The following is a 22,336-nucleotide window of genomic DNA, read 5'->3' as shown; positions in this document are numbered from 1 at the left end:
GATATCACCTACGTCTGGACCGGTGGCCGTTGGCATTACCTGGCAGCTGTGCTTGACCTCCATGCCCGCCGGGTCGTGGGCTGGGCGATGTCTGACAAGCCCGATGCAGAGCTGGCAGTAAAAGCGCTCGAGATGGCCTATCAGCAACGAGGTTGCCCATCAGGCGTGCTGTTTCACTCCGACCAGGGCAGCCAATATGGCAGCCGGGCATTTCGGCAACGGCTGTGGCGCTATCGCATGACCCAGAGCATGAGTCGTCGTGGTAACTGCTGGGATAACGCCCCGATGGAGCGGTTGTTCAGGAGCCTGAAGTCAGAGTGGCTCCCTGTGACGGGATACATGAGCCTGCGGGAAGCGAAACGGGATATCAGTTATTACCTGATGGATTACTACAACTGGCGGCGTCCACATCAACACAATGACGGGATACCGCCAGCAAAAGCCGAAGATCGGCCTAACCAAGTGTCCGGATTTAGTTGACCACTACATTGAGCATCACTTTTAGATCAAAGTATGAGGGGCCCGTAGGCCCCTCGTTTGGTTATACGGTGTAGTTAGTATCGAGTTCTGTCTGACGGTGTTAGCCCGACTCTAGGGCGGGATCGTCTACTGGGTCAGTCCACTATCCCTTGAAGCCAGCTTTCAGATGTCTACTTCTGCTTTCCACCTCCAAGCGGCCACCGGAGATTGACTCAGTGCGATTGGCTGCGTATTGCAGGCCAACAACCGTAGTGCATCAACAGTCTCAAATGTCACCTCGGGCGAAGTTTGAGCTAAAGCCTGCGGTGCACCATACCCCCAACACACCGCACCGAAAGCCACGCTCGCCGCCCGGGCCGCATCAGCATCGGTCAACTGGTCGCCCACGTAGATCGCCTGGCCCGGTTGAATGCTAAGTTTCTTCATCACGCGAAGAATTCTCGTGCGTTTGCCGAAAAGCGAAGCGCCACCGTCGATGCATGACATCAAGCGACACAGGTCTTCGCCGAGGATGCGTCGGCAGTTCTCTACCGAGTTGGAACTGACAACTGCCAGCTGGAGTCCATGTGCATGGAGGTCGCGCAGAACCCGCTCCACCCCGGCGAACATGCACACTTGCTGGCCGTGCAGACGCATCAAACGCACGAAATCCTGAGCAACAAATGGCAGCTTCCACCTTGGCAGTCCGAGGTGATCCATGATTTCGCGCGGCGAACGCTGCCGCAGCAGCTCGACCTCATGCGGTTGGATGGGCTGGAAGTGGTACTTGGCTGACAGCAGATTGTGCGTACGTATGAAGAAGCCCAACGAGTCGGCCAGGGTGCCATCCAGATCAAACATGACGAGGTCGTAGCGGCGCACCATCAGCGGGCCTTGATGGCACTGAGGTAGCGGAAGCCGCCACCGGCGATCTGCAGCCCATCACGACGTCGTGCAAGGTAGCGGTGATTGAGTTCTGCAGGGCCTAGATCCTCTTCGACATCGAATCCAGCTATCGCCAGCAAAGTCTTCATCTGTTCGGGCGTGCCCGATGACTGCCAGGGCTCCCCCCCGGCCGCCATGACATGCGCAGTGAACTGCATCATCGTTCGCTCGATGGGAGGCAGGCACTGCTCGTCCAGACGGTAATCCATGATGAGTGTCGAGCCGATGGGCAACGTGCGCAGCGCATGGATCGTGCGCTCGACAGCCGCTGGGTGGAGGTACACCAGCACGCCAAGTATCGACACGACCGTGGGGGCAGACATGTCGACGCCCCCCTGGGTGAGCGCATCATCTACCGTGACTTCGCGCAAGTCGGCCGACACCCAGTGGAGTCGAGCAGGCGTTGCCCAACCGTTTTCGGCGTACACGCCCTGCTTCCACGCCTGCATGGCTGGCTGGTCAAGCTCAAACACGTCGATGGCAGGCAGTGCCAGCGCGGCTCGCAGGGCCCAGGTGTCCAGCCCCGCACCGATGACGGCGTACTGGCGGCTCCCCAAGGCGATGGCTTTGAGCAGGCGATCTTCAGCAAACCTTGAGCGCACCACAATCCCGGCGCGCAGTGATCGGGCCGTCACGTCGTTGTGGGCATCCGGGTCCAGCATCAGGGCAGCGGCGGTTTGTGGCCCGAGACAGCCCAGTGCGAACGGGTCTTCCAACACGCGCTGCTGCTCCAGCAACTGGTGCAAGGCACGCGCGGTGGCAACGCGCAATGCCGATGGGCTCGGACAGGGGGCGGAAAGCGTGGGTAGGTTGTGCATCGTCAGGATCTCCAGTGAGTAAAAACCGCACTTTCGAACCTCACGTAGCGTGAGAGTCAAGGGGTGATTTGAGCGAGATAAGCGCGAAGCTCAGGCGAAACGAAATGCCCATGGGCCAAGATGGGCTCGGCAACATAGGCTTGGCGCATCTTCTCGGCCAGCGCTGCGTCGTGGCGCACGGTTCTGGCAAGCAGATCCAGATAGCGCGCCTGCAGCGCGCCCGCCTCTGGCGTGTTCGGCAAGGTGCCTGCCTGCAGCAAAGCGTGTCCGTCGGCGGCGAACTTCTCCCACTCCGGGCCTAAGGAGCCATCCAGTCGTGCCAGGTCTTCGGCACTCAGGTGTCGCTCCAGCGCAGCCATGCGCGCGCCAATCGCCCGCTCCAAGTACGTGAGCATTGCCGGATCCAGCCCGGCATGGGCAGCCGTCTCCGGGGCTTGGCGGTGCATCTGTGCCCATTGCAAGACGGTGCGCAGTTGACCGCCGAAGACGGCCATGGCCACGTTCATCCACTGCTGCGCCAGGCGTTGCACTTCTGGCATGTCAACGGGCGCATCAGAGCTTTGACAGCGGCTGAGGGCTGCGGCGAGAGGCTCCCAGCGTGGCCGCTCTTGGCGCCATTTACCCAGTAGTTTGCGGATGCCATGCCCCGGAAGAAAGCGTTGGTAGCTCGTCAGCAAGTGCACGCCTGCCAGCAAGGCCTCCGTGTTGTTCTCCCCGCCGTTGTTGGTGAGCAAGGTATCGTGCAGCAGCTGCAAGTTTTCTTTCAGCGCCCGTGCCTGCTCGATCGCGCGCTCCGCTTCCATGATCTGACGGCCAACCAACTCAAGTGGGGCGATGCCGCTCCCGGCCAACGCCACACCAATGGCATCCAGGCTCAAACCGAGTTGTTTGAGGGACGTGACCGCGTGCAGGCGCTCGATGTCACGCGCGTTGTAAAGCCGATAGCCAGCCTCAGTTCTGCCACTGGGTTGAACCAGACCAATCGTGTCGTAGTGATGTAGCGTTCGCACAGTCAGGCCTGTGCGCCTAGCTACTGCACCAACTGTCAATTTCAAGGATTTCAAAGCTGACCTCATGAGGAGTGTGTTGTGCTGAATGCCAGACGACCTGTTGCATCAAATGTGCGGCAGGCCTGTACGATGGCCTTGGCGAGTGCTTCTTGATCACCACTTTGTGCCTTTTGGTCAAGAAAAACACGATAAGACTTTAGAGCCACCACGGTGATGTCCAGAGAACGCTGGGGAACGCGCCCTTCTGGGAACGCCCGTGCTTGGTCGATGACAAAGCGTGCCGTTGCCCGGATGGCTGCATGCGTGCGTCTGCTTTCCTCGTCGCCGTAGTGAAAGCGCCAGCGGGCAATTTGATGATCAATTTCGCCATGGCCAGACAGAACCCCTGATGCTGCAAAAAGCCGACAGTCGTAGTCGCGGCATGTTTGTGGCCGCTCGCGGTAGATGGAACAGGCACCTTCTTTGAGCAACGCACAGTGACCGCGCCGGGTCGTGCTGATCAGTTGGTAGTTGCCATCGTCGGAGTGGGCGGGAGGTGTGACGAGCAAGCGCGCGGGAATAGCCGCACGGGTGGACCACTCCTGCCGGTGAACCGGAATGAAATACCCGGCCCGACAGCAAGCCTTACAGTCGCCGCACGGCACTGAGGCTCCTTGTCCAGTTGAGAAAGCGTTCAGCGTATCTTGAAGCCAAGACTGGAAATCGCCGGCGTATCGAAAATTGTCGTTTGATGTGATTTCAGAGTCGATTGTTTGCATTAAGATAATCCTCAAGTCTGACGCTGCGTCAGGGTCAAACTCATTGCCTGATAACAACAGCGTGGCTTTCTAAACATAAATAGCGCAGGATCCAAACTCCGTTGCGTGTCTGGTCATGCCCTTGGCGCGGCCGGCAGTGAATGTGCACTGACGTGTGAATCTGATGAGCGACGTCACAGTTGTTGCGTGGTGCTGTAGGTCGTAGAGGCGAAGAAGCACAAGTGACCATCACCGTGCGCGACGCAAAAGGCTCAGTTAGAGAGACGCCTGATGGCGAGGCTTGACTTTGGACACGGCATCTGCGATCAGTGAGACAGTGGCTTGCATGGTGATGAAGCCCTGCCCAAACACGAGAGAGAATGTGCTTCGGGTATTGACTCCTTTAGATGTACATACACCGACGATGACGACGCGCGCCTCTAGCCCAAAAGTTTCCTCCCGAATTGGAGCTCTGATCATTCATCGTGCCAGCGTCTTGGGCGTACAGCCTGCACACTTGATGTCCAGCACAGGATTTAACGCCGAATGGCTGAGCGATCCTGAGGCACGCATGCCGCTTGCGGTGGAGGAGCACCTGTGGGCGCGCGCAGCGGACTTGACCCACAAACCATCGTTTGGCTTGTTTGCCGCAGGTCTGATCCGCCCGGGAGAGTTCGATGTGCTGGATTACGCCGTGCGTACCGCGCCCGACTTGCGCACAGCCCTGCAGCGACTGGCACGCTACAACCGCCTTCTGCACGACCTCGCGACTTTCGATATCATCCCGATGGGTGAAACCACACGGATCGAGCACAGATTCGACGTGGTAGGCGTGCGGCCATGTCCGCATGCCGCAGAGTTCACGTTGGCCTCGCTGGTGGTGGTTGCGTCTCAGCTCTGCGGTGAACCAGTGCAGGCACTGAGCGTCGAGTTCGCGCATGCAGCACTGGACAAGTTCGTGGCGTACCGAGAGGTCTTTGGAGTTACACCCCGTGTCAAGTGTCCTGTGTCTTGTCTGGTGCTGCCCAGCGAAGTGTTGGACCGCCCGGTACCTGCTGCCGATCCAGTTTTGTCGCGCATTGTCATGGCCCATGCCGAGCAACTGCTCGCAGCCAGCCAGTGTCCACCAGACAATATTGTCACGTTGGTGCGACGACAACTGGCCGAAGGCATGGCACACGGACGGACATCGCTGCAGGCAGTGGCTCGGTGCCTGAACTTGAGCGAACGCAGCCTGCAGCGTCGACTCGACGATCAAGGCACACGCTTTGCCGACTTGATGGACGAGGTACGACGTGAGTTGGCCATGCGCTACATCGCCGATGAGCACCTTGCGCTGGGCGAGGTGGCCTACCTGCTGGGCTTTGCTGAACCGAGCTCTTTCTACCGGGCCTTCAAACGCTGGACCGGGATGACGCCCGCGGCAGCTCGGCGTTCTCGGCACTGACCCCAAAAACTCATCCAGGCGATTGCAGTGAGTAGACATAGGCCTCACTCCGCGCCTATGCGCGCAAGAAAGTCCAGCAGCGTTGGGGCCACACGCTCAGGCATCTCTAGGTGCGGGTAATGACCTGCACCCTCAATGATCAGAGGCTCGGTGCCTAAAGCTCTGGCCACCCAGCGTGCTTCAGCCTCGGGGTCGGGAAAATCGGGATCCTTCGTGCCCATCACCACCAGCGCGGGCACACGGCTTTGCTTGACGATAGCGGCTGTATCGTCCTTGGATAGGCCGATCATCGTGCGCAATGCCTCCATGCGACCAGGCTCTCTGAGATTGGCTTCGAGCGCAGCTTTCGCTTCGGCGTGGTCCTCTGGCTTTATAGACGGAAATAGGCTGTTCCAAAATGCCAACCAGAAAGCCACACGCCAGGGGCCGGCAAAACCTACGGCAACGGCAGTCTTGGCGAACCATGATGGCTGTCCGTCACGTACCACTGGCCCCAACAGCACGACGGCACGTACTTGTGTTGGCGCATCGTGCGCGGCCCATAGCGCAGATCCCGCCGCAAATGAATTGCCCAGGATCACCGCGGGGCCTGCGTTCAAATGGTCAATCATTGCCAAAGCATCACGGCCAACGGCATGCGCGGAATAGTCACGCCAACGCGCTGTCGTGTCCCCATGTCCGCGAACATCCATGGTGACGACGCGATATCCGGCCTGCTGGAGCAACGGTCGCAGCGACCGGTATTCCGAGCGTAGATCGCCCATCCCTGGAATGGCTAGAACCAGTGGGCCACTGCCTCCTGTGTCATCGTAGGCAACATGGCCTTCACCTACAGGCAGAAATCGGGTGTTCGCTTCAGGGAGGCACGTTTCTGCAGCATGGGCCGCAAACGAAAGGCTGCCGACCATAGCGGCAGGGATGAAGCGGTTGGATGAGGTATTCATCGGTACGTTCCTTGGAGATCAGTCAACGATCAACTGTGCCGTACATCGGAGATCGCAGAAATGACCCAGGACGCCAAAGTCTTGACATCACGTGACACTGGCGAACGGCAGCCCACCCTAAGCGCTGTGCAATGGGAAGGATCAAATATCAGCCAGACACTTGAAATGAACGGCAGCTCCCAAAAGCAGTCATTGGACTGAATCTTCCTTGCAGGTCCGCTCTGCGTCTCAAAGCTATCACTGGAGACTGACGCTTACCGAGTGACATGCTTTTGCATGTGTTGAGGTAGTACTATCGATCAATAACTTCGACTTATCGAGGTCAGGCTCATTTTTCTGGCTGCTCACATCCATTCATTCAGCCTTCAAGTGTCGATAGTGATGAATCCTTATAGATAAGGCACGCAGTACCCAGCTACTTTGACGCTATCAGGCGTAACTTCACAAAAAAATTGGCCTGTTCGCTTAGATGCTTGATGAGCGATTAGCGTGTTTTTCCCAGTTTTTTGAGACCAGTAGGGAGCTAGTGCGGTGTGAATTGAACCCCTTATCGTTATTGAGTCACCTGAGAACTAGTTTTCGCTAATTCCCTCCACCAACTGCCACAACCTCACCGGGCGGGTCTTTCTGGCCCGTTCAACCGCTTCTCGCCGGTTGATAACAAAATTCCTCTACTGATGACAAAAGCCCATCGCCGATGATGGGTTTTGCGAAAAACTGCCTGCCAGCCAATTCGTCACGCCGTGTCGCGGCCTGTTTGGATAATCCGCGACACGGTTATTCCCCTTCTGTGATGGTATGCACGAACACGACAAGATTGCTCAGCGCCTCGGTATGCTCCTCACCCGCCTGTACAGCGGTGAGAAGCTACACCTGAGTGATCTGGCCACCGAGTACAACGTCACCGTGCGCACCCTGCAGCGGGATTTCAATCAACGCCTCAGTTATCTACCGATAGAGCACCGCAGCCAGCAATACTGGCTGGATCCTGGGTTCCTCAATCACAAGAACGACGGAAAGGTGCGAAAGCTGGCCGAGCAGTTGGGCATCACCGACCTGTTCCCCCGCGCCAGTGAACATCGTCTGGGTCAGCTGCTGGACAGAGACACCCCAAGCCTCTTCGCCATCAAGGGGTTCGATGCCCAGTCCACCGACTCACTGAGTCACCAGCTACCGGTATTAGAGCAGGCACTGACCCAGCATCTGCAATGCTGGCTCATCACCAAAGACCAGCGCAAGCAACTGTTTAGCCCCTATCAGCTTGTCAACTACAAGGGCACCTGGCACTTGGTCGGCGTCAGCGAGGGGCGGTTGCAAGCCTATCCGCTGAGCTCCATCGCGCTGGTTGAGCTATCGCAACAGACCTTTACCCGCGATCCGCTCATTGCGCGACAGATCGAAACCGACCCGACGCTCTGGCGCTCCGGCATGATCGAGGTGCTCCTCAAGGCCAGTGCCGCCATCGCCATCAACTTTCAGCATCGCCCGTTGTTGCCCGAGCAGGAGATTGTCAAAACCCTGGATGACGGTGCGCTGTTATTGAGCAGTCGCGTGCTCGATGCCAATCAAATTCTGCCCGTCATCAAATCCTGGATGCCGGGGCTCACCGTGATCTCGCCCGGATTTATCCATGAGCAGATCGTCCGTGATTTACGCCATCTATTGACCCTGATGAGCCAGGCTCCGCCCTGACCCACTGTGTGACAAAGATCCCAGTTTATACATCTGGCGACAGCGCCTGACATGCCGCGACACCACCTGTCGCCGCTGTTCAGCATTGTCGTCAACCATCAAGCAGTAGCAATCCAAGGAGTAATACATGAGTAAAATGATCCAGATGAAAGAGTCCACCGCAAAGCGCGAGGTGAAGCAGGAATACGGCCTGACCGAAACGGATGGCCAGGCTTTCTGGGATCGGGTGAACCGGGTGATCGGTGAATCCCGAGAGGAAGTCGATAATGAAGACCGCGTTCCTGCCGGATATGAAGTGTATCGATAACGTCAACACATACACGTTAGTTGATCATTAGTTGACTCCTGTGAGCGATATCTGCCACGAAACGCTCGTAACGACAAAGCGGCCAGTTCTACTGGCCTCTTTTTTTGGACCGTTCGACAGCACCGGCTTGATCACGCCAGTGAGCAATACCGGGGTAATCCCGCATGGCGAGGCACCTGTATCGCGGTTTAGCGACCCAGTGAGCCGTTTTGGCTGCACCTCCCTCCAAACCTCCGCAAAAAGATCATCCTGACCTTCTCAGCCTACTGAAATGATGCTCCATCTTCTGCCTACGGCATCGACATTACCTCCGCCCTTCAAGGCTTCTAAACCTTCCTTACCCGAGTGTACTTGCGCTAAATAATGTGTGAGTAAGCAACCATGATTTCCACAAGAAAAGTCCTGCAAATCCATCGTTTCGTCAGTCGTGCCATTGATCAAACACCCTCTATGACCACCCAGGGTATGGTGCAAATCCTGGACTGGACCATCATGCGAGTGCAGCAAAACCAAATCAGGGAGGAGGCCTATCCCTGTATCTTTGCCAGAGGGGCTGAACTGTTTTATCTGATTAGTTCAATCCGACCGTTTAGGCGATACAACCAGTTAACCGCATTGTGTGCTGTCGACTGGTGTGTCCGACAACATGGCTTTGGCCTCAAAAATCTGTATTTGGATGAACAGCAGGTCATAACGGATCGCATACGACGCGATTACCGGGAACCGATCTTACGCGCATGTGATCATTTTGCTCAGGAGTACCGTTTCTGGTTTTTCATGCATAGCGAGCCAATCTGTAAAAAAAGTGCTGGGTCTGCTAGTGCAATAACATCCATTAGTCGCAGCTTGTTTGATCTCAGCTGGTAACTGCCGCTCCCCCTCATTCTTACCTCAACGAGGTGAGTAGGAACATAGTCATGAGGTGTGATCCCAACCCCTAGTTCAGTAACAAATCAATCGGGTGGGCCGGTCACACCTTAACAAAAGGTGGTCGTATGCAACCAATAGCCTCCCGTGCTCGAAGACATCAGCGCCGTCATAGAGAAAAACGAGCACAAGCCGCGATAACGGGCCAGCACTACCATCCCACAATCCTCTTCTTTACGGGGGCGGGCTTGTCAGCGGAAAGCGGTGTGCCCACGTTTAGAAGTGAGGGCATTTGGCGTAATCATGAGAACTGGTGCTATTCCCACGCTAATAGCATGAGTACGGATCTGGCTGGCTTCTTGGCCTTTCACAACCAACGGCGTCAAACCATGTTGGAAGCCGCCCCCTCACAGGCGCATTATCTGATGGCACAGCTACAGCATAAATGTACTGTTAGGATCATCACCCAAAATATTGATGACTTACATGAGAGAGCAGGTAGCCGTGAAGTCCTTCATCTGCATGGTTCAATCCAGTTTTTGGTCCCCATAGGTTTTCGTAGCAAAAAATATCGGCAGCCTTGGCATGAGGATGTGGCGATCGGTGAGCGCTGCCCATCCACTGGCTCACAATTGCGTCCAGATATCGTGCTGTTTGGCGAAAATGTTTATGAGTATCAACAAGCTCGTCGCTGGCTCTGCGAGGCTGATATCGTAGTAGTTGTCGGCACCAGTTTGCTTGTTGAGCCTGCGAGTTCTTTGTTACAAAACATCAACCCTGGCGCATGTGTCTACTACATCGATCCCGATCTTGGTTTGTCATCCAGATTACCGTTTCCCGGTGAGCTGATTGTTGATGGGGCCAATCGCGGTATTGCTCACGTATTGGAACTAACCATGGAGAAAATGGCATGAAATTATATTTGGACGATGAAAGAGAAACCCCGGCAGGGTGGATTCGCGTATTCTGGCCTGATGAGGCGATTGCATGGCTAAAAACAGAGATGGTGACTGAAATTAGTCTTGATCATGACCTCGGTGATGATGGTAGAGGAACCGGATACGATGTTATTCTCTGGATAGAAAATGAAGTAATGACAAATTACTTCATTCCTCCCAAAATTCATATTCATTCGGCAAATGTCTCCGCAAGAAGAAAAATGGAACTGGGCATTATGGCCATAAATAGCTTTTTAGGGAAGTCAACATGACAACTCCAGAGCTGTAACTAAACTTCAGATATAGTAAGTCATGCCACTATGTATAAAGCCCTCTGGCTCTTAGTGAAGAAATGATATCTGCAATGATTTTCCAACAGTTAAAAGCCATCCCCTGAAAGTAAAAGACTTCTAAAATCGATAAGCACTCAGCCAGATTGGATATCAATCTGGCTGAGTTAAAACAAAATCTTTGCTGTTTTCTAGATGCCTTTCGGTTAGGAGGATAGTGGCGGTCTTTTGCTATTCCCTTCCGCACTCACTAGGTTAAGTTTAGTTATGGCTTAATTTTATTAACTAAATAGCTTCATATCCATTTTATCGTGAACGGTAATGATGACTTCATATAGTGCAGCAAAAACACTGTCTTCATCACGCTCACTGAGCTTTGCCCACACAGAGCCGTCATTGCCCCAATTATGAGGGATTCGGTTTTTCCCCTGTGGGTCGAGGTCCCAGCTCCACCATGACCAGTATTTATTTGATTTACCTTGCATGTGCGGGAAAAGTGCTGACATGGCAGCTGATATTTTTTCAGTTCGACCTGCCTTTTCGCTTATCCCTGATATGCCAAAATACAAACCATTAAAATTTGCTCGATCAAATTGCCAGCTAAGATGATGCGTGTCGCTTGAATCTAATGATATGTAAAAGCCAGCCCAGCGACTTGATATATCAGTATCAGAAATTTTAATCTTTAAGTTATGGTTTGTTAGCTTCCCATTTAAATCTTTGATTAGATTTCCATACAATTGTTTGCGCACAACTTCAATTTGATTATAAATGACAAATGCAGATTCTATTGTGTGACTATCTTTCTTAATAATTTCAGATAGTTCGTCGCTGTTATCCATGATATATTCGCCATTAATTGATTGGTTTACATACTTGATTAGGGATTCAATGAATACTCTGACCGTTCCAGCTCGGACGTACAGTAAACAATCACTTAGCCACTCTACAACTTTATACCAAGATACTGTTAGGATGTGTTGCTTCAGTACGTCTGGTGTGTCTCTGGGAAGACTAGACTCGCTAGGTTCATGATTACACAAATAAATTAACTTCCATGGCTTTCCAAGCTTGTTAAGCCATTGTGCGTAATCTCTTAACTGGTTATCTTGATCCTCTGCCCATGGCTTGTTTTCTATAGCAATAATGCCTTTAGGTGTCGTCAATAGGAGGTCTATTTTTCTCCCGTTTTCAATTATGACTTCATAATCTACTCTGGCTTTATGAAAACAGTCTTCCGTGGCGATAGGACTGTTATGCCCTAAATTTTCAATAAGGGAGAGGAATCCTTTTAGAAATAAAATTGACTGTCCGTGGCTTTCATTGGGGGATAGCAAAAAACGCAGATAACGGGACAGTGCTAGCTCGTCATTCTTCAACCAGTCCATCAAGCTAAAGTCCGGTGCTAGCTCAGCCTGATATCGTGATTTCGCTCGACGAGTTACCTCTGTCCAGCGAACAACGTTCTCAAGAAGTGCTGCTGCCTTCTGATGTATGCCGTTCATTTCGTTATCCTTTTTGCAGAATCTGCACGGCAGAATAACGCACGTCATCATTTGGGCAAGCACAAGCCATAAAATATCTGACCAGCATCAAGCCAGGGGATTTTGGGGCTGCGTTGTTGAGTTCATTCTGAGGCCCCCCGGCTAGGCACCTGTATCGCGGTTTAGCGACCCAATGAGCCGTTTTGGCTGCGCCGCCCTCCAAACCTCCGCAACAAGATCATCCTGGCCTTCTCGGCCTGCTAAAACGTTCCTCCCCTTGCTGCCTGCTTTTGCCACCGGATCCCATAAAAGCAAAGGGGCCAGTTCGCACTGGCCCCCTTTCATTTTTTAGAATTTTTCGACTTCCACCGATATCTCTGGCATGTCTGGTGAGGACTCAACCATCACGCACCCCGTCTCGCTCGTCGCGCGGCGGGTGAAACTCGGAGCGGGGGAGCCAGGGGCCGTTGATGAACCAGTACTGCAAGGTTGGACGAGGCTCTCAGTCCGTTCATCAAATAGCGGGCTTCTAAATTGAAATACCTTGTTCACCGAGAATACGTAATAATTGCCAGGAAGGCTGTCTATTACGATCTCTTTGACATATCGTCCGTCAGCATAGTGCACTATGTACCCGTTTTCACGAAGCCACTTCATGACCAGCTTCGGCTTGCTTGTCAACAGTTTCTGAAGCTGGGTCATTTCGACATAAAGCTTTCCGTCTTCCGTGAATCCTAATAGCTCCCGCACTTCCATGGATGGCTTGCCGATGTGGATCTTTCTTCGTTGCTCGGAGAGCGTATCCAATAACCGATAAGCCTCTCTGGTGACATCATCCATGATGCCGTCCATCGACATGAGCCACCGTCGGAAGCATACCAAAACTGCATTATCTGCATACGCCACATCAAACGGCAGAATACCTAGCTCAACGGCCAATCGCCCCGCTGCCATGACGTTTGCGAAGCAACCAGCACCACGAGCAGCAAGAGGCGGAGGGTTTTCTAATCCCGAGCGACTCATCAGCCACTCTTGGCACTCCTCACGCTTAGCAGCAAAGATAACCGCTAAATCAGCAGGGGTATCGATGTCTGGCATATTCAACAGCGCCTGAATATATGCAGGCATCGCCGTACCGTAGTACTGAGAGGTTGCAGCTTTAAGGCCATTCACCCGGCAACGAGTCAGCTCAAGGCTTTCACCCGCCAGCGCGACATCCTCCGCCATCATCTCAATATCCAGCAGTCTGACGAATATCCCCCCTTTAGTGCCCGCCTTGCTCCGCTCTAGCAGTTCCTTGAAGGATTCCTCCCCCGAAGAGGGAGCACAAACATTCGATGCCAATGGGCTCCTATTACCTGTGCCCTTCAAATTGCCAAGTACTCTCGACTGTCCACCCGTCACCGAATAGGCAAACTGAAGCGGATCGTTACTAGACAATGAGCCCAGTTCATCCAAACAAATGCCAATGCCAGTTCGTTGTTGAAACATGCCTTTGAACCCAGCAGATGTTCCGTCCCACTTCACAATCGCCGTTGCGGGGCCCGCACTTGGGTCAGATGCCACGCCTGACACACTCTGCCCCACTTGTAGAAGCGTCGTTTTGCCACAAGAGCTTGCACCATAGAAGTGAAAAATCATGGTCCCTGTATTTGATAACTTCATGAATACATTGGATAGATTTGCCATGATTGCAAAGAGCATAGTTGGTGACTCTTTGACAGGAAGCGCGACGTTCTCTTTCCACTCCAGCAACGTTCCATTCGAGTGGATAGCGTCATGCTCACCAGGCGCGGACAGCAGCTCGTGCTGAGGACCACTATAGCCCGTTTTGTAAATTGACCGACCTACCCAGACATAGCAGGGATGTTCGCTAACAAACCCCGCTTGCAGATGCTGATGGACCACGCTGATATCTTGGATACTGATGCTGGCGGACATGTATGACAGTAGCCCCTCCTCCCGTGCACCTGGGCATTCAATCCCCGCGCGGTATAGCGCAGCCCTCACTGTTTTGTAGTCCTGAATCACCCTATCGAATAATAGGTCGATGCGCTGGCATTGCTTCCTCTCATCCAGATACATGAAACGAACACCACTGATGTCTGTACTGTCAGCTTGGAGTATCGATACCGGCAGCAATGGCTTACCGAGTATCGTTTTTGGCTTGCCATGATCGCTAGCCAATTTCCCCCACGGGGACATCGCAAACCCATCAGGAATAGCTATCGAATGAACCGGTTTTTTCATCTCCGGCTCAGGTCTGGAAAGCACCAAGCCATCTGGGTCACACACAGTCCCATCAGAGGCAATCGAGCAACGCCCCTCGTTGTACAACCTGTATTCTGCTGAACACTGATCCAGCATAAGAAGTTCACGACGAACGAAAAGCTCATATTGAGTCTCACTGTCGGGGTATGGCTGACAACATTCGTGCTGTTCGGACATTGGGCTCACAGCATCGGGGGCAATATTCGCTCGATGAGCATCACCATGGTGTGCATCAAGGTTCGTTTCCTCCACCAGTAACGGCAGCGAGTCGGGAGCGACTGCAGGGTGCGATTCTGGCGCTGATGCCTCCTGATCCGAGTCCGGTACCGAGTCTGTCGGCGGTACACCCTGACTTGCCATCCAATCAATGGATGCTTGAGTCCCTGGACGACGGGCAAAACGACTCGGGGGGTTATCACTACTAGATCTTGGTCTACGCATAATTCTTAATGGGGGAGTCTCCCTCCCCCATCTCCTAAAGTTGGTTAGCAGGTGAGGTTAGGGAGGTCCCAGACGGTGTGAAGTGCATCGACGGCCTTGACCAACGTCTTATCGTGGTACCTGGCGTACCTTTCAGTCATCCGAGGAGAGCTGTGGCCCAAGACTTTCTGCAAGACATCGAGCGAACAGCCCTTGTTCAGCAGTGAAGTCGCGACGGTATGACGGGCATCGTGGATGCGTACCTCTGTTAGCCCACAATCATTGCAGACTCGGTACCAATACCGACGTGGTTCTGAAATTTGAGAGACACCGTCCTGGCCTCGAAACAGCAGACCAGTCGTGCCATGGCGCTGGAGTTGAAGTCGAATTAACTCCAGCGCGAATTGATTAAGCGGTATTAGCCTTTCCCGACCAGACTTACTGGTAGGTAGGTACGCTATTTGTCGATTGAGATCGCAATCTTGCAGCTTTAGAGCTCTGGCTTCTCCCATCCGGGAGCCCGTTGCGAACAGGAACAGCAACAGACGAGCCTTTTCCTCGTCAATGTCTTCCATCAAGCGAGCGACCAGCTTATTGACTGCCTCATCGGGTAAGCCTTTGGGAGGCAGGACAGGCTCGTATTTAGCGCGAATGCCTGCTGCAGGCGACGATTTGAGTATGCCGCGCTCCACTGCGAAGGTCGCTATGGCTTTGATCTGAGCGACGTAGCGATTCACCGTAGCAACCGATTTGGTTTTAGCTTGCTCCGCTTGAAAGCGCTCGATGTCATCACGGGTGACGCGGTTCAGTGGCTTGTGCCCAAAAGCTGCCACGATTGGCTTTATACGGGACTTAATAGTCCTGATAGAAAGATGAGTTTCCTGCACTGCGGGTAGGTAATCATCATAAATGAAGCGCTCTACCGATAAACTAGCGTAATAGGTTTGCTCGAATCCATCTGGATCAATGATGAACTCCGCCAACAGTTTACGTGCTTTATCGCGTATCACTTTGAGGCTAGCCTCACTGGTGCTCGCAATCCTTTTCCGACGATGCTTTTTTCTGTGCGTATCGAAGTAGCCGACCTTGGTACCAGATTTATAAGTAATCCATATGAGCCTAGGTACGTACTCGTCTTTTACCTCTTTTTGTTTGGAGACGTGTTCTCCACACGACTCCTGCCTACTTTTAGCAGTTGGCGTTGACACTTCGCTGCTCACAACTACCTCTCTAACCATAACCGCCGGGATTGACGGTTATGGGAGGCATTTTGCATTTTCATAGCCAAAGAACAATCGCTCAAAAAATAATCAATGCATTGATATTTAATGAATTTTTTATGTTTGAAGATTCTGGATGCCGCCTAGAGAGGGCGATTCAGAGGCAAATTTCAGATCCCGCTTTGGAGACCGACTTTCTGAATCTCGTGACAAACGCTCCTGATTTGCTGGGATGATCGTGATTTGCCTACATAAAAACACCTGTCGATTGAGTCCTTTTGCGAGGTGTAACCAAAATTCATTTTTGTGATGTTTATCACAATAAATTTAAGTTCCCCCGCCGAAACACCATCACTTCTCTTCTTCACAGGGACGCTGAGGAGCTGACGACCGGAGGTACAGAGGCAGCGACACAGCAAACCCTGTCTGGTCAATTTCTGGTAACTTTTCAGCGCACAAAAAACATGCACGTTAGCTCATCCGTTTTTTGACCAAAAATGGGCTCACTTGTTGGAGGCTCGGGATGGGTGAGAGAGCGAAAAGGTAATTCTATAAAGGGAAAAAACCTCGATAGCAGAACCTGCCGACAACCGGATCCCGGTGTTGGGTCAGGAGCTCCTTGCACACTATCTCGCCACTTAGTTCACCCTATGCAAAAACATGCCAGAAACTGGGTCTACAAGGTTGACACCCCAGTGCAGAAAGGGTTTAATGCGCGCCGTTGCCCAGATAGCTCAGTCGGTAGAGCAGGGGATTGAAAATCCCCGTGTCGGCGGTTCGATTCCGTCTCTGGGCACCACAATTCCTCCTTAGTTCAGTCGGTAGAACGGCGGACTGTTAATCCGTATGTCACTGGTTCAAGTCCAGTAGGAGGAGCCAAATTTGAAAAGCCCGCTCATCGAGCGGGCTTTTTTCATTCCGGTCAGCTGCCGTTGCAGGTTGCCAGCAGCAGGGTCGCGCCGCAGGTGGCACTGAACAGCAACAAGCCGGTCTGCAGCACCCCCTCCGGGTTCACCCGTTTCTCTTTTTTGCGCAATCGTCTCCACCCAGGCTTCATCGCGCCCACCTCATCCTGTTGCAACCCCTGCCCCGTCGGCAGGCGAGCCATCTTTGTGCAGCCGGCCCGCCACCGTCAACTCTCTTGCCGACAATAAATTCATCACCCTGCGGCCCCCCGTTTTCACTTGACGACAATGTTAACAATTTGGAAAACCGGCGTGACCCGCTCCTGCGCCAGGGCTATGATGAGGCCGACGATTTTCCTACCCTCAGGGAGACCCCAGATGAGCAGCCCGTTGCGTTACGTGCTGGACGGCATCCATTGCGAGCCCCGCTTCTTCACCGTGCCCCTCGACCACCAGCGACCGGATAACGAGGAGACCCTCACCCTGTTCGGCCGCACCCTCTGTCGCCAGGACAGGCTGCACGACGATCTGCCTTGGCTGCTGTTCCTGCAGGGCGGGCCCGGCTTTGGCGCCCCGCGCCCGACCGCCGCCAGCGGCTGGATCAAGCGGGCCCTGCAGGAGTTTCGGGTGCTGCTGCTCGATCAGCGTGGCACCGGTCACTCCAGCCCCATCAGTGCCGATGCGCTGGCCCAGCTCACTGGTCGTCAGCAGGCGGAGTACCTCGGCCATTTTCGCGCCGACAGCATAGTGCGCGACGCCGAGTACGTTCGCGAAGTGCTGAGCCCGGGGCGCCCCTGGAGCCTGCTCGGCCAGAGCTTCGGCGGCTTTTGCAGCCTCACCTACCTCTCCCTGTTCCCAGGCAGCCTGCACGAGGTCTACCTCACCGGCGGGGTGGCCCCCATCGGTCGCAGCGCAGACGAGGTCTACCGCGCCACCTACCAGCGGGTGGCAGACAAGAACCGCGCCTTCTTCGCCCGCTTCCCCCATGCCCAGGCCATCGCCAACCGGCTGGCCAACCACCTGCACAGTCACGAGGTGCGCCTGCCCAACGGCCAGCGCCTGACGGTGGAGCAGTTGCAGCAGCAGGGGCTGGATCTGGGTGCCAGCGGCGCCTTCGAGGAGCTCTACTACCTGCTGGAGGACGCCTTCATCGGCGAGCGACTCAACCCCGCCTTCCTCTATCAGCTGCAGGCGATGCAGCCGTTCAACACCAACCCGGTGTTCGCCATCCTGCACGAGTCCATCTATTGCGAAGGGAGCGCCAGCAACTGGGCGGCCGAGCGGGTCAGGGGCGAGTTCCCGGCCCTGGCCTGGGCGCCGGGCAAGGATTTCGCCTTCACCGGCGAGATGATCTTCCCCTGGATGTTCGAGCAGTTCCGCGAGCTCATCCCGCTGAAGGAAGCCGCTCACCTGCTGGCCAAGAAGGCGGACTGGGGCCCCCTCTACGACCCGGTGCAGCTGGCCCGCAACCAAGTGCCGGTGGCTTGCGCCGTCTATGCCGAGGACATGTACGTGGAGTTCGACTACAGCCGCGACACCCTCAAGGGGCTTGGCAACAGCCGCGCCTGGATCACCAACGAGTACGAGCACAACGGTCTACGGGTCGATGGTGAGCAGATCCTGGACCGACTCATCCGCATGAATCGGGATCGCTGATCCCGCCGGGCTCGCGCCCACAGCAAGACGACAATATCGAGGGCGGCCCATGAGCCGCCCCGCCCCCTGGAAGCAGCACAAAATAATAAGGACACCCATTGGATCATCCGGAAATATCGGCCGGCTGGCTGAGCCGCCTCTTCTATCACTGGACCGGCCCGTTGCAACGCAAGGGGCTGACCGAGCCCCAGGTCAACCTCGACGATCTCTATCCCCTGTTGCCGGAAGACAGGCGCGATGGCCGTGCCGACGCCTTCCTCGCGCTCACCGCCGCCCAGCCGGTGCGCCCCTGGCCCATCACCGCCTTTATCTGGCGCCAGTATCGCGGCCGCATCGGCCTGCTTACCCTGCTGCAGCTGCTTGGCATGCTGGCCACCCTGGCCAGCCCCTGGCTGCTCAACCACAGCATGACCCAGCTTGGCACCGGCGCTGACACCGGCCACAAGCTGTTGCTGGCCCTGGCCCTGTTCGCCTCCGTGCTCGCCTCCGGCATGCTGGCGGAGCACTCGCTGCAGCTGGCGCTCAAGATGCACGTGCCCATCCGCCGCCTGCTGGCCGAGTCCCTGCTCGCCAAGGTGATGAAGCTGGGCGGCAAGAGCTTCGATGACCGGGCCGGTGGCCGAGTGCAGAACCTCATCAACCGGGACGTGTGGGACATTACCTGGATTCTGGCAGACCCCGCCATGCCGCTCACCATGCTGCTGCAACTGCTCGGCACCATCGCCCTGCTGGTGTGGCAGGTGGGCAGCGCCGGCCTGGTGGGCTTTGCAGTGCTCACCCTGCTGTTGCTCATCTCCACCCGGGTGGTGCGGCGTATGAACCAGCAGGAACAGCAGCTCAAGCGCCAGCAGGACGAGCGCAACGGCATCCTGGCAGAGTACATCAAGAAGCTGCGGCTGGTACGCCAGAACGGGCTCAGCGCCTTCTTCACCGGGGCCGCCGGCCACAAGCGCCAGCAGGAGCTGGGGGTGCTGGGACGAGTGCTCCGGCTCGATGCCATCAACGAGAGCCTGATGCTGAGCACCCCGCTGCTGGTGACCCTGGCCACCTTCACCACCTATCTGGTGTCGGGCAGGGAGCTCACCCTGCCCCAGGTGTTCACCACCATCGCCCTGTTCACCGTGCTGCGCATCCCCATGATGCGGCTGCCCTATCTCATCCGCACCTTGATCAACTTCAACACCGGCTTCAACCGGCTGTGCGAGTTCCTCAACAGCCCCGAGCAGCATCGGGATCTCACCGACTCAAGCTTGCCGGTGGGGGCCCTGCAGCTCGACAACGTCACCGCCTTGCACCAGCAAAAAACCGTGCTGCAGGGAGCCAGCCTGTTTATCCAGCCGGGGGAACTGGTGGGGATCACCGGCGCCACCGGGGCGGGCAAGAGCTGCCTGCTGCACCTGGTCGCCGGCTTTGACGACAGCTTCGAGGGCAGCATCCGCCGCCACGGCCGGGTCGCCCATCTGGGCCACAAGCCCTGGCTGATGAACGACACCATCCGCAACAACATCCTGTTTGGCCAGCCCTGGCACGCCGAGCGCTATCGCTGGGTGCTGGGGGCCTGTGCGCTGGGCGCCGACCTCGAACTGCTCAGCCACGGCGATCAGACCCTGGTGGGCGAGCTCGGCACCCGCCTCTCCGGCGGCCAGCAGCAGCGAGTCGCCCTGGCCCGCGCCCTCTACGCCCGGGCCGACATCCTGCTGCTGGACAACCCCCTCTCGGCGCTCGACCCCATCGTCTCGGCCCAGGTGCTGGAGCGGGGGCTCGCCTTCAAGCCGGGGCCGACCCGGCTCCTGGTCAGCCACGACCCGGACGTGCTGGCTCACTGCGATCGGGTGATCCGCATCGAGCAGGGTGAACTGGTGGAGCTCGATGCCCACCAGCTGGCGGATCTTATCCAGCATCCCCAGCCCACCCCGCCGGTGCCGCCCCAGGAGGCGGAGCAGTTCAGCGAGGAGAAGGTGGTGGAGGGCAAGGTGGACTGGGGGCTGTTCGGTTTCATGTGGCAGCGCCTGGCCGCGCCCGGCGCCATCCTGCTCGCCCTGCTGCTCACCCTGGGTCAGGAGGGGCTGCGCATCGCCTCGGATCTCTGGCTCGGCGGCAAGGCCGGGGTGACCGAGGTGAGCGAGCTGCTCGGCATCTATGTGCTGCTGGGGGCGGGCTCCCTCACCTGCATCATGGTGGTGCGGGTTATCAACTACAAACTCGGCCTCAAGCTGGCCTGGACCCTGTTTGACGGCATGCTGGGGCGCATCAGCCGCGCCCCCATGGCCTTCTTCGACAAGGTGCCGCAGGGGCGCATCCTCAACCGCTTCGACCGGGATCTGGGGGAAGCCCAGGAGATCCTGCTGTCGATGCTGATGGGGCTGTTCGGCATGCTGGTGTCGGTGGCGCTGCAGGTGGTGGTGATCGGCATCAACATGCCGCTGTTGTTGCTCATCGCCCCCCTGGTGGGCTGGGCCCTCTACGTGCTGCAGCGCCGCTACCGGGCGGTGCAGCTCAAGCTGCGGCGGCAGGCATCGGTGCTGCGCTCGCCGCTCTACATCAGCATCAGCGAGACCATCCGTGGCGCCCCCGCCCTGCGCCTGGCCGGGGCCGAGCGCTTCGCGCTGGATCAGGTTCTGCTGCACTATGACAACAACCTGCGCAGCTGGTACACCACCACCTCCATCAACCGCTGGCTCGGCATGCACCAGACCCTGCTCTCCGCCGCTCTGGTGGGCGCCGTGGCGCTGATGGTGGCCTTTGGCAACAGCTCGCTGCTGGGGGCCGTGGCCATCACCTACGCCTTTACCGCCTCGGCCATGCTCAACTCCCTCATCCGCACCTTCGCCGAGGTGGAGCAGGTGATGAACGCGGTGGAGCGGGTGCGCGAATACAGCGAAATAGAGAGCGAGCGCCAGGAGGGGGAGGCCCTCGCCACCCCTCACCCCAAGGTGCGCTTCGACAACCTGGGGCTGCGCTACCCCCAGGCCAGCCAGTGGGCGCTGCACAAGGTCAACTTCGAGCTGGCCCCCGGCGAGAAGGTGGGCGTGTGCGGCCGTACCGGCGCCGGCAAGAGCTCGCTGCTGGGGGTGCTGCAGGCCATGTATCCCGCCACCCAGGGGGAGATCTACTACGGCGAGCAGCCGCTCTCCCGGCTGGCCCCGGAGGCGGTGCGCGATCTCTACGACACCGTCTCCCAGATCCCGCTCACCTTCTTCGGTACCCTGCGGGCCAACCTGGCGCCCCTGACCGAACATGACGACGCGGCACTGGAGCAGGCGCTGACCCGGGTGGGGCTGGACGAGCGCTGCGCCGGCCGGCTGGACGAGGAGCTCGACAAGCTGCAGCTCTCCGCCGGCGAGACCCAGTTGCTGGTGATCGCCCGCATCCTGCTGTCGCGCCGCCCGCTCATCGTGCTGGACGAGGCCACCTCGGATCTCGACCACGGCGGCATGCGCAAGATGGCGGAGCTGCTCTATCGCTACCGGCCGGAGGCCAGCTACCTGGTGATCGCTCACCATCTGGAGCCGCTGCTGTCAGTGGACAAGGTGGTGGTGATGGAGGCCGGCACAGTAGTGGAGCAGGGCTCGCCGGTGAGTCTGCTGGCCAACTCCCACTCCCGTTTCCACCAGCTGTTCGTGGGTCAGGTGAACCGCCAGGTGTCCCAAACGGCCTGAGCACCAAAAATGACAAGGGCTGCCCGCGGGCAGCCCTTGTTGCTTGAGCAGAGCCTCAACGCTCCATGATCTGGGTGACGTCATCCTTCTTGATCATCACCTCCCGCCCCTCGGTGTCGTAGTAACGGTACATGCCGGTACTCTCATCCAGCTTGGGTTTGCTGTCGGTGGTGATCATCTTGCCATCCTTGGTGCTCATGATGTATTGCGAGCTGCACCCCGCCAACGCCAGGGCACACACCAGGATCATCATCAGTTGCTTCATCG

General features: G+C 56.5%; 18 protein-coding genes and 2 tRNA genes. 10 read left to right on the top strand and 10 right to left on the bottom strand.

What is annotated here, in order from left to right; all coding sequences use genetic code 11:
* A partial coding sequence (locus AB5Y98_RS07815) for an IS3 family transposase (protein ID WP_368231650.1) occupies positions 1-480 on the top strand: 480 nt, incomplete at its 5' end.
* 162 nt (positions 481-642) lie between these two features.
* On the opposite strand, the gene AB5Y98_RS07810 is transcribed toward AB5Y98_RS07815, so the two are convergent.
* From AB5Y98_RS07810 to AB5Y98_RS07795, 4 genes are read right to left on the bottom strand one after another with little or no spacing between them, the layout of a single operon-like run.
* Complete coding sequence (locus AB5Y98_RS07810; protein ID WP_368231666.1) at positions 643-1,344, bottom strand: HAD hydrolase-like protein; 702 nt, start codon at positions 1,342-1,344, stop codon at positions 643-645.
* Positions 1,344-2,222, bottom strand: coding sequence for a class I SAM-dependent methyltransferase (locus AB5Y98_RS07805; protein WP_368231665.1), 879 nt, complete (start codon positions 2,220-2,222; stop codon positions 1,344-1,346). The genes AB5Y98_RS07810 and AB5Y98_RS07805 overlap by 1 nt, the downstream gene beginning before the upstream one ends.
* 56 nt (positions 2,223-2,278) lie before the next feature.
* Positions 2,279-3,286 carry a MerR family transcriptional regulator gene (locus tag AB5Y98_RS07800; protein ID WP_368231664.1) on the bottom strand — a complete coding sequence of 336 codons (1,008 nt, stop codon included), beginning with the start codon at positions 3,284-3,286 and terminating at the stop codon, positions 2,279-2,281.
* Between the two features lie 8 nt (positions 3,287-3,294).
* Entirely contained in the window at positions 3,295-3,990 is a 696-nt protein-coding gene (locus tag AB5Y98_RS07795) for a YkgJ family cysteine cluster protein (protein ID WP_273857022.1), read from the bottom strand.
* Between the two features lie 325 nt (positions 3,991-4,315).
* On the opposite strand from AB5Y98_RS07795, the gene AB5Y98_RS07790 reads away from it, so the two are divergent.
* Positions 4,316-5,416, top strand: coding sequence for an AraC family transcriptional regulator (locus AB5Y98_RS07790; RefSeq protein WP_368231663.1), 1,101 nt, complete (start codon positions 4,316-4,318; stop codon positions 5,414-5,416).
* A 44-nt stretch (positions 5,417-5,460) separates the two neighbouring features.
* Here the strand turns inward: AB5Y98_RS07790 and AB5Y98_RS07785 are convergent, their stop codons facing one another.
* Positions 5,461-6,360 carry an alpha/beta fold hydrolase gene (locus tag AB5Y98_RS07785; RefSeq protein WP_273857020.1) on the bottom strand — a complete coding sequence of 300 codons (900 nt, stop codon included), beginning with the start codon at positions 6,358-6,360 and terminating at the stop codon, positions 5,461-5,463.
* Positions 6,361-7,158: 798 nt separating this feature from the next.
* Here AB5Y98_RS07785 and AB5Y98_RS07780 point away from each other — a divergent pair.
* The 4 genes from AB5Y98_RS07780 (at position 7,159) to AB5Y98_RS07765 (ending at position 10,436) form a co-directional block, all read left to right on the top strand.
* Positions 7,159-8,052, top strand: a complete 894-nt coding sequence (locus AB5Y98_RS07780) for a helix-turn-helix transcriptional regulator (RefSeq protein WP_368231662.1) — start codon at positions 7,159-7,161, stop codon at positions 8,050-8,052.
* A 127-nt stretch (positions 8,053-8,179) separates the two neighbouring features.
* Positions 8,180-8,359 (top strand): hypothetical protein, encoded by a 180-nt coding sequence (locus AB5Y98_RS07775; RefSeq protein WP_029304370.1) that lies wholly within the window; start codon positions 8,180-8,182, stop codon positions 8,357-8,359.
* A gap of 995 nt (positions 8,360-9,354) precedes the next feature.
* On the top strand, positions 9,355-10,140 hold the full coding sequence (locus AB5Y98_RS07770) for a Sir2 family NAD-dependent protein deacetylase (RefSeq protein WP_128273998.1): 786 nt from the start codon (positions 9,355-9,357) through the stop codon (positions 10,138-10,140).
* Positions 10,137-10,436, top strand: a complete 300-nt coding sequence (locus tag AB5Y98_RS07765) for a cyclic-phosphate processing receiver domain-containing protein (protein WP_042865034.1) — start codon at positions 10,137-10,139, stop codon at positions 10,434-10,436. The genes AB5Y98_RS07770 and AB5Y98_RS07765 overlap by 4 nt, the downstream gene beginning before the upstream one ends.
* A gap of 299 nt (positions 10,437-10,735) precedes the next feature.
* Here AB5Y98_RS07765 and AB5Y98_RS07760 read toward each other — a convergent pair whose 3' ends face one another.
* The 3 genes from AB5Y98_RS07760 to AB5Y98_RS07750 all read right to left on the bottom strand — a co-directional run bounded on the left by AB5Y98_RS07760 (position 10,736) and on the right by AB5Y98_RS07750 (position 15,849).
* Positions 10,736-11,959 (bottom strand): PD-(D/E)XK nuclease family protein, encoded by a 1,224-nt coding sequence (locus AB5Y98_RS07760; RefSeq protein ID WP_368231661.1) that lies wholly within the window; start codon positions 11,957-11,959, stop codon positions 10,736-10,738.
* 327 nt (positions 11,960-12,286) lie between these two features.
* Entirely contained in the window at positions 12,287-14,188 is a 1,902-nt protein-coding gene (locus AB5Y98_RS07755; RefSeq protein ID WP_203762952.1) for a DUF927 domain-containing protein, read from the bottom strand.
* A 506-nt stretch (positions 14,189-14,694) separates the two neighbouring features.
* The gene (locus AB5Y98_RS07750; RefSeq protein WP_203762955.1) at positions 14,695-15,849 is read right to left on the bottom strand and encodes a site-specific integrase; all 1,155 of its coding nucleotides are present in this window, start codon (positions 15,847-15,849) and stop codon (positions 14,695-14,697) included.
* Between the two features lie 723 nt (positions 15,850-16,572).
* Between AB5Y98_RS07750 and AB5Y98_RS07745 the strand changes: the two genes are divergently transcribed.
* A tRNA-Phe gene (locus AB5Y98_RS07745) sits at positions 16,573-16,648 on the top strand.
* 4 nt (positions 16,649-16,652) lie between these two features.
* A tRNA-Asn gene (locus AB5Y98_RS07740) sits at positions 16,653-16,728 on the top strand.
* 43 nt (positions 16,729-16,771) lie between these two features.
* Here the strand turns inward: AB5Y98_RS07740 and AB5Y98_RS07735 are convergent.
* On the bottom strand, positions 16,772-16,906 hold the full coding sequence (locus AB5Y98_RS07735; RefSeq protein WP_005297801.1) for a hypothetical protein: 135 nt from the start codon (positions 16,904-16,906) through the stop codon (positions 16,772-16,774).
* Between the two features lie 226 nt (positions 16,907-17,132).
* Here AB5Y98_RS07735 and AB5Y98_RS07730 point away from each other — a divergent pair, with 226 nt between their 5' ends.
* Together AB5Y98_RS07730 and AB5Y98_RS07725 are read left to right on the top strand one after the other, a co-directional pair.
* The gene (locus AB5Y98_RS07730; protein WP_368231659.1) at positions 17,133-18,410 is read left to right on the top strand and encodes an alpha/beta hydrolase; all 1,278 of its coding nucleotides are present in this window, start codon (positions 17,133-17,135) and stop codon (positions 18,408-18,410) included.
* A 98-nt stretch (positions 18,411-18,508) separates the two neighbouring features.
* Entirely contained in the window at positions 18,509-22,069 is a 3,561-nt protein-coding gene (locus AB5Y98_RS07725) for an ATP-binding cassette domain-containing protein (RefSeq protein WP_368231658.1), read from the top strand.
* Between the two features lie 55 nt (positions 22,070-22,124).
* Here the strand turns inward: AB5Y98_RS07725 and AB5Y98_RS07720 are convergent, their stop codons facing one another.
* Positions 22,125-22,334 carry a YgdI/YgdR family lipoprotein gene (locus AB5Y98_RS07720; RefSeq protein WP_010632998.1) on the bottom strand — a complete coding sequence of 70 codons (210 nt, stop codon included), beginning with the start codon at positions 22,332-22,334 and terminating at the stop codon, positions 22,125-22,127.
* Positions 22,335-22,336: the final 2 nt, after the last annotated feature.

The sequence above is a fragment of the Aeromonas sp. s3 genome, from assembly GCF_040907805.1.
Lineage (GTDB): Bacteria > Pseudomonadota > Gammaproteobacteria > Enterobacterales > Aeromonadaceae > Aeromonas > Aeromonas dhakensis.
Note: the sequence above shows the minus strand (reverse complement) of the source record. Positions and strands in the feature narration are given on the sequence as shown.

Excerpts from the sequence above, each read along its gene's own strand:
- AB5Y98_RS07810 (WP_368231666.1), bottom strand. The coding sequence starts at position 1,344 with ATGGTGCGCCGCTACGACCTCGTCATGTTTGATCTGGATGGCACCCTG.
- AB5Y98_RS07805 (WP_368231665.1), bottom strand. The coding sequence starts at position 2,222 with ATGCACAACCTACCCACGCTTTCCGCCCCCTGTCCGAGCCCATCGGCA.
- AB5Y98_RS07795 (WP_273857022.1), bottom strand. The coding sequence starts at position 3,990 with ATGCAAACAATCGACTCTGAAATCACATCAAACGACAATTTTCGATAC.
- AB5Y98_RS07790 (WP_368231663.1), top strand. The coding sequence starts at position 4,316 with ATGGTGATGAAGCCCTGCCCAAACACGAGAGAGAATGTGCTTCGGGTA.
- AB5Y98_RS07785 (WP_273857020.1), bottom strand. The coding sequence starts at position 6,360 with ATGAATACCTCATCCAACCGCTTCATCCCTGCCGCTATGGTCGGCAGC.
- AB5Y98_RS07780 (WP_368231662.1), top strand. The coding sequence starts at position 7,159 with ATGCACGAACACGACAAGATTGCTCAGCGCCTCGGTATGCTCCTCACC.
- AB5Y98_RS07775 (WP_029304370.1), top strand. The coding sequence starts at position 8,180 with ATGAGTAAAATGATCCAGATGAAAGAGTCCACCGCAAAGCGCGAGGTG.
- AB5Y98_RS07770 (WP_128273998.1), top strand. The coding sequence starts at position 9,355 with ATGCAACCAATAGCCTCCCGTGCTCGAAGACATCAGCGCCGTCATAGA.
- AB5Y98_RS07765 (WP_042865034.1), top strand. The coding sequence starts at position 10,137 with ATGAAATTATATTTGGACGATGAAAGAGAAACCCCGGCAGGGTGGATT.
- AB5Y98_RS07760 (WP_368231661.1), bottom strand. The coding sequence starts at position 11,959 with ATGAACGGCATACATCAGAAGGCAGCAGCACTTCTTGAGAACGTTGTT.
- AB5Y98_RS07755 (WP_203762952.1), bottom strand. The coding sequence starts at position 14,188 with ATGAAAAAACCGGTTCATTCGATAGCTATTCCTGATGGGTTTGCGATG.
- AB5Y98_RS07735 (WP_005297801.1), bottom strand. The coding sequence starts at position 16,906 with ATGAAGCCTGGGTGGAGACGATTGCGCAAAAAAGAGAAACGGGTGAAC.
- AB5Y98_RS07730 (WP_368231659.1), top strand. The coding sequence starts at position 17,133 with ATGAGCAGCCCGTTGCGTTACGTGCTGGACGGCATCCATTGCGAGCCC.
- AB5Y98_RS07720 (WP_010632998.1), bottom strand. The coding sequence starts at position 22,334 with ATGAAGCAACTGATGATGATCCTGGTGTGTGCCCTGGCGTTGGCGGGG.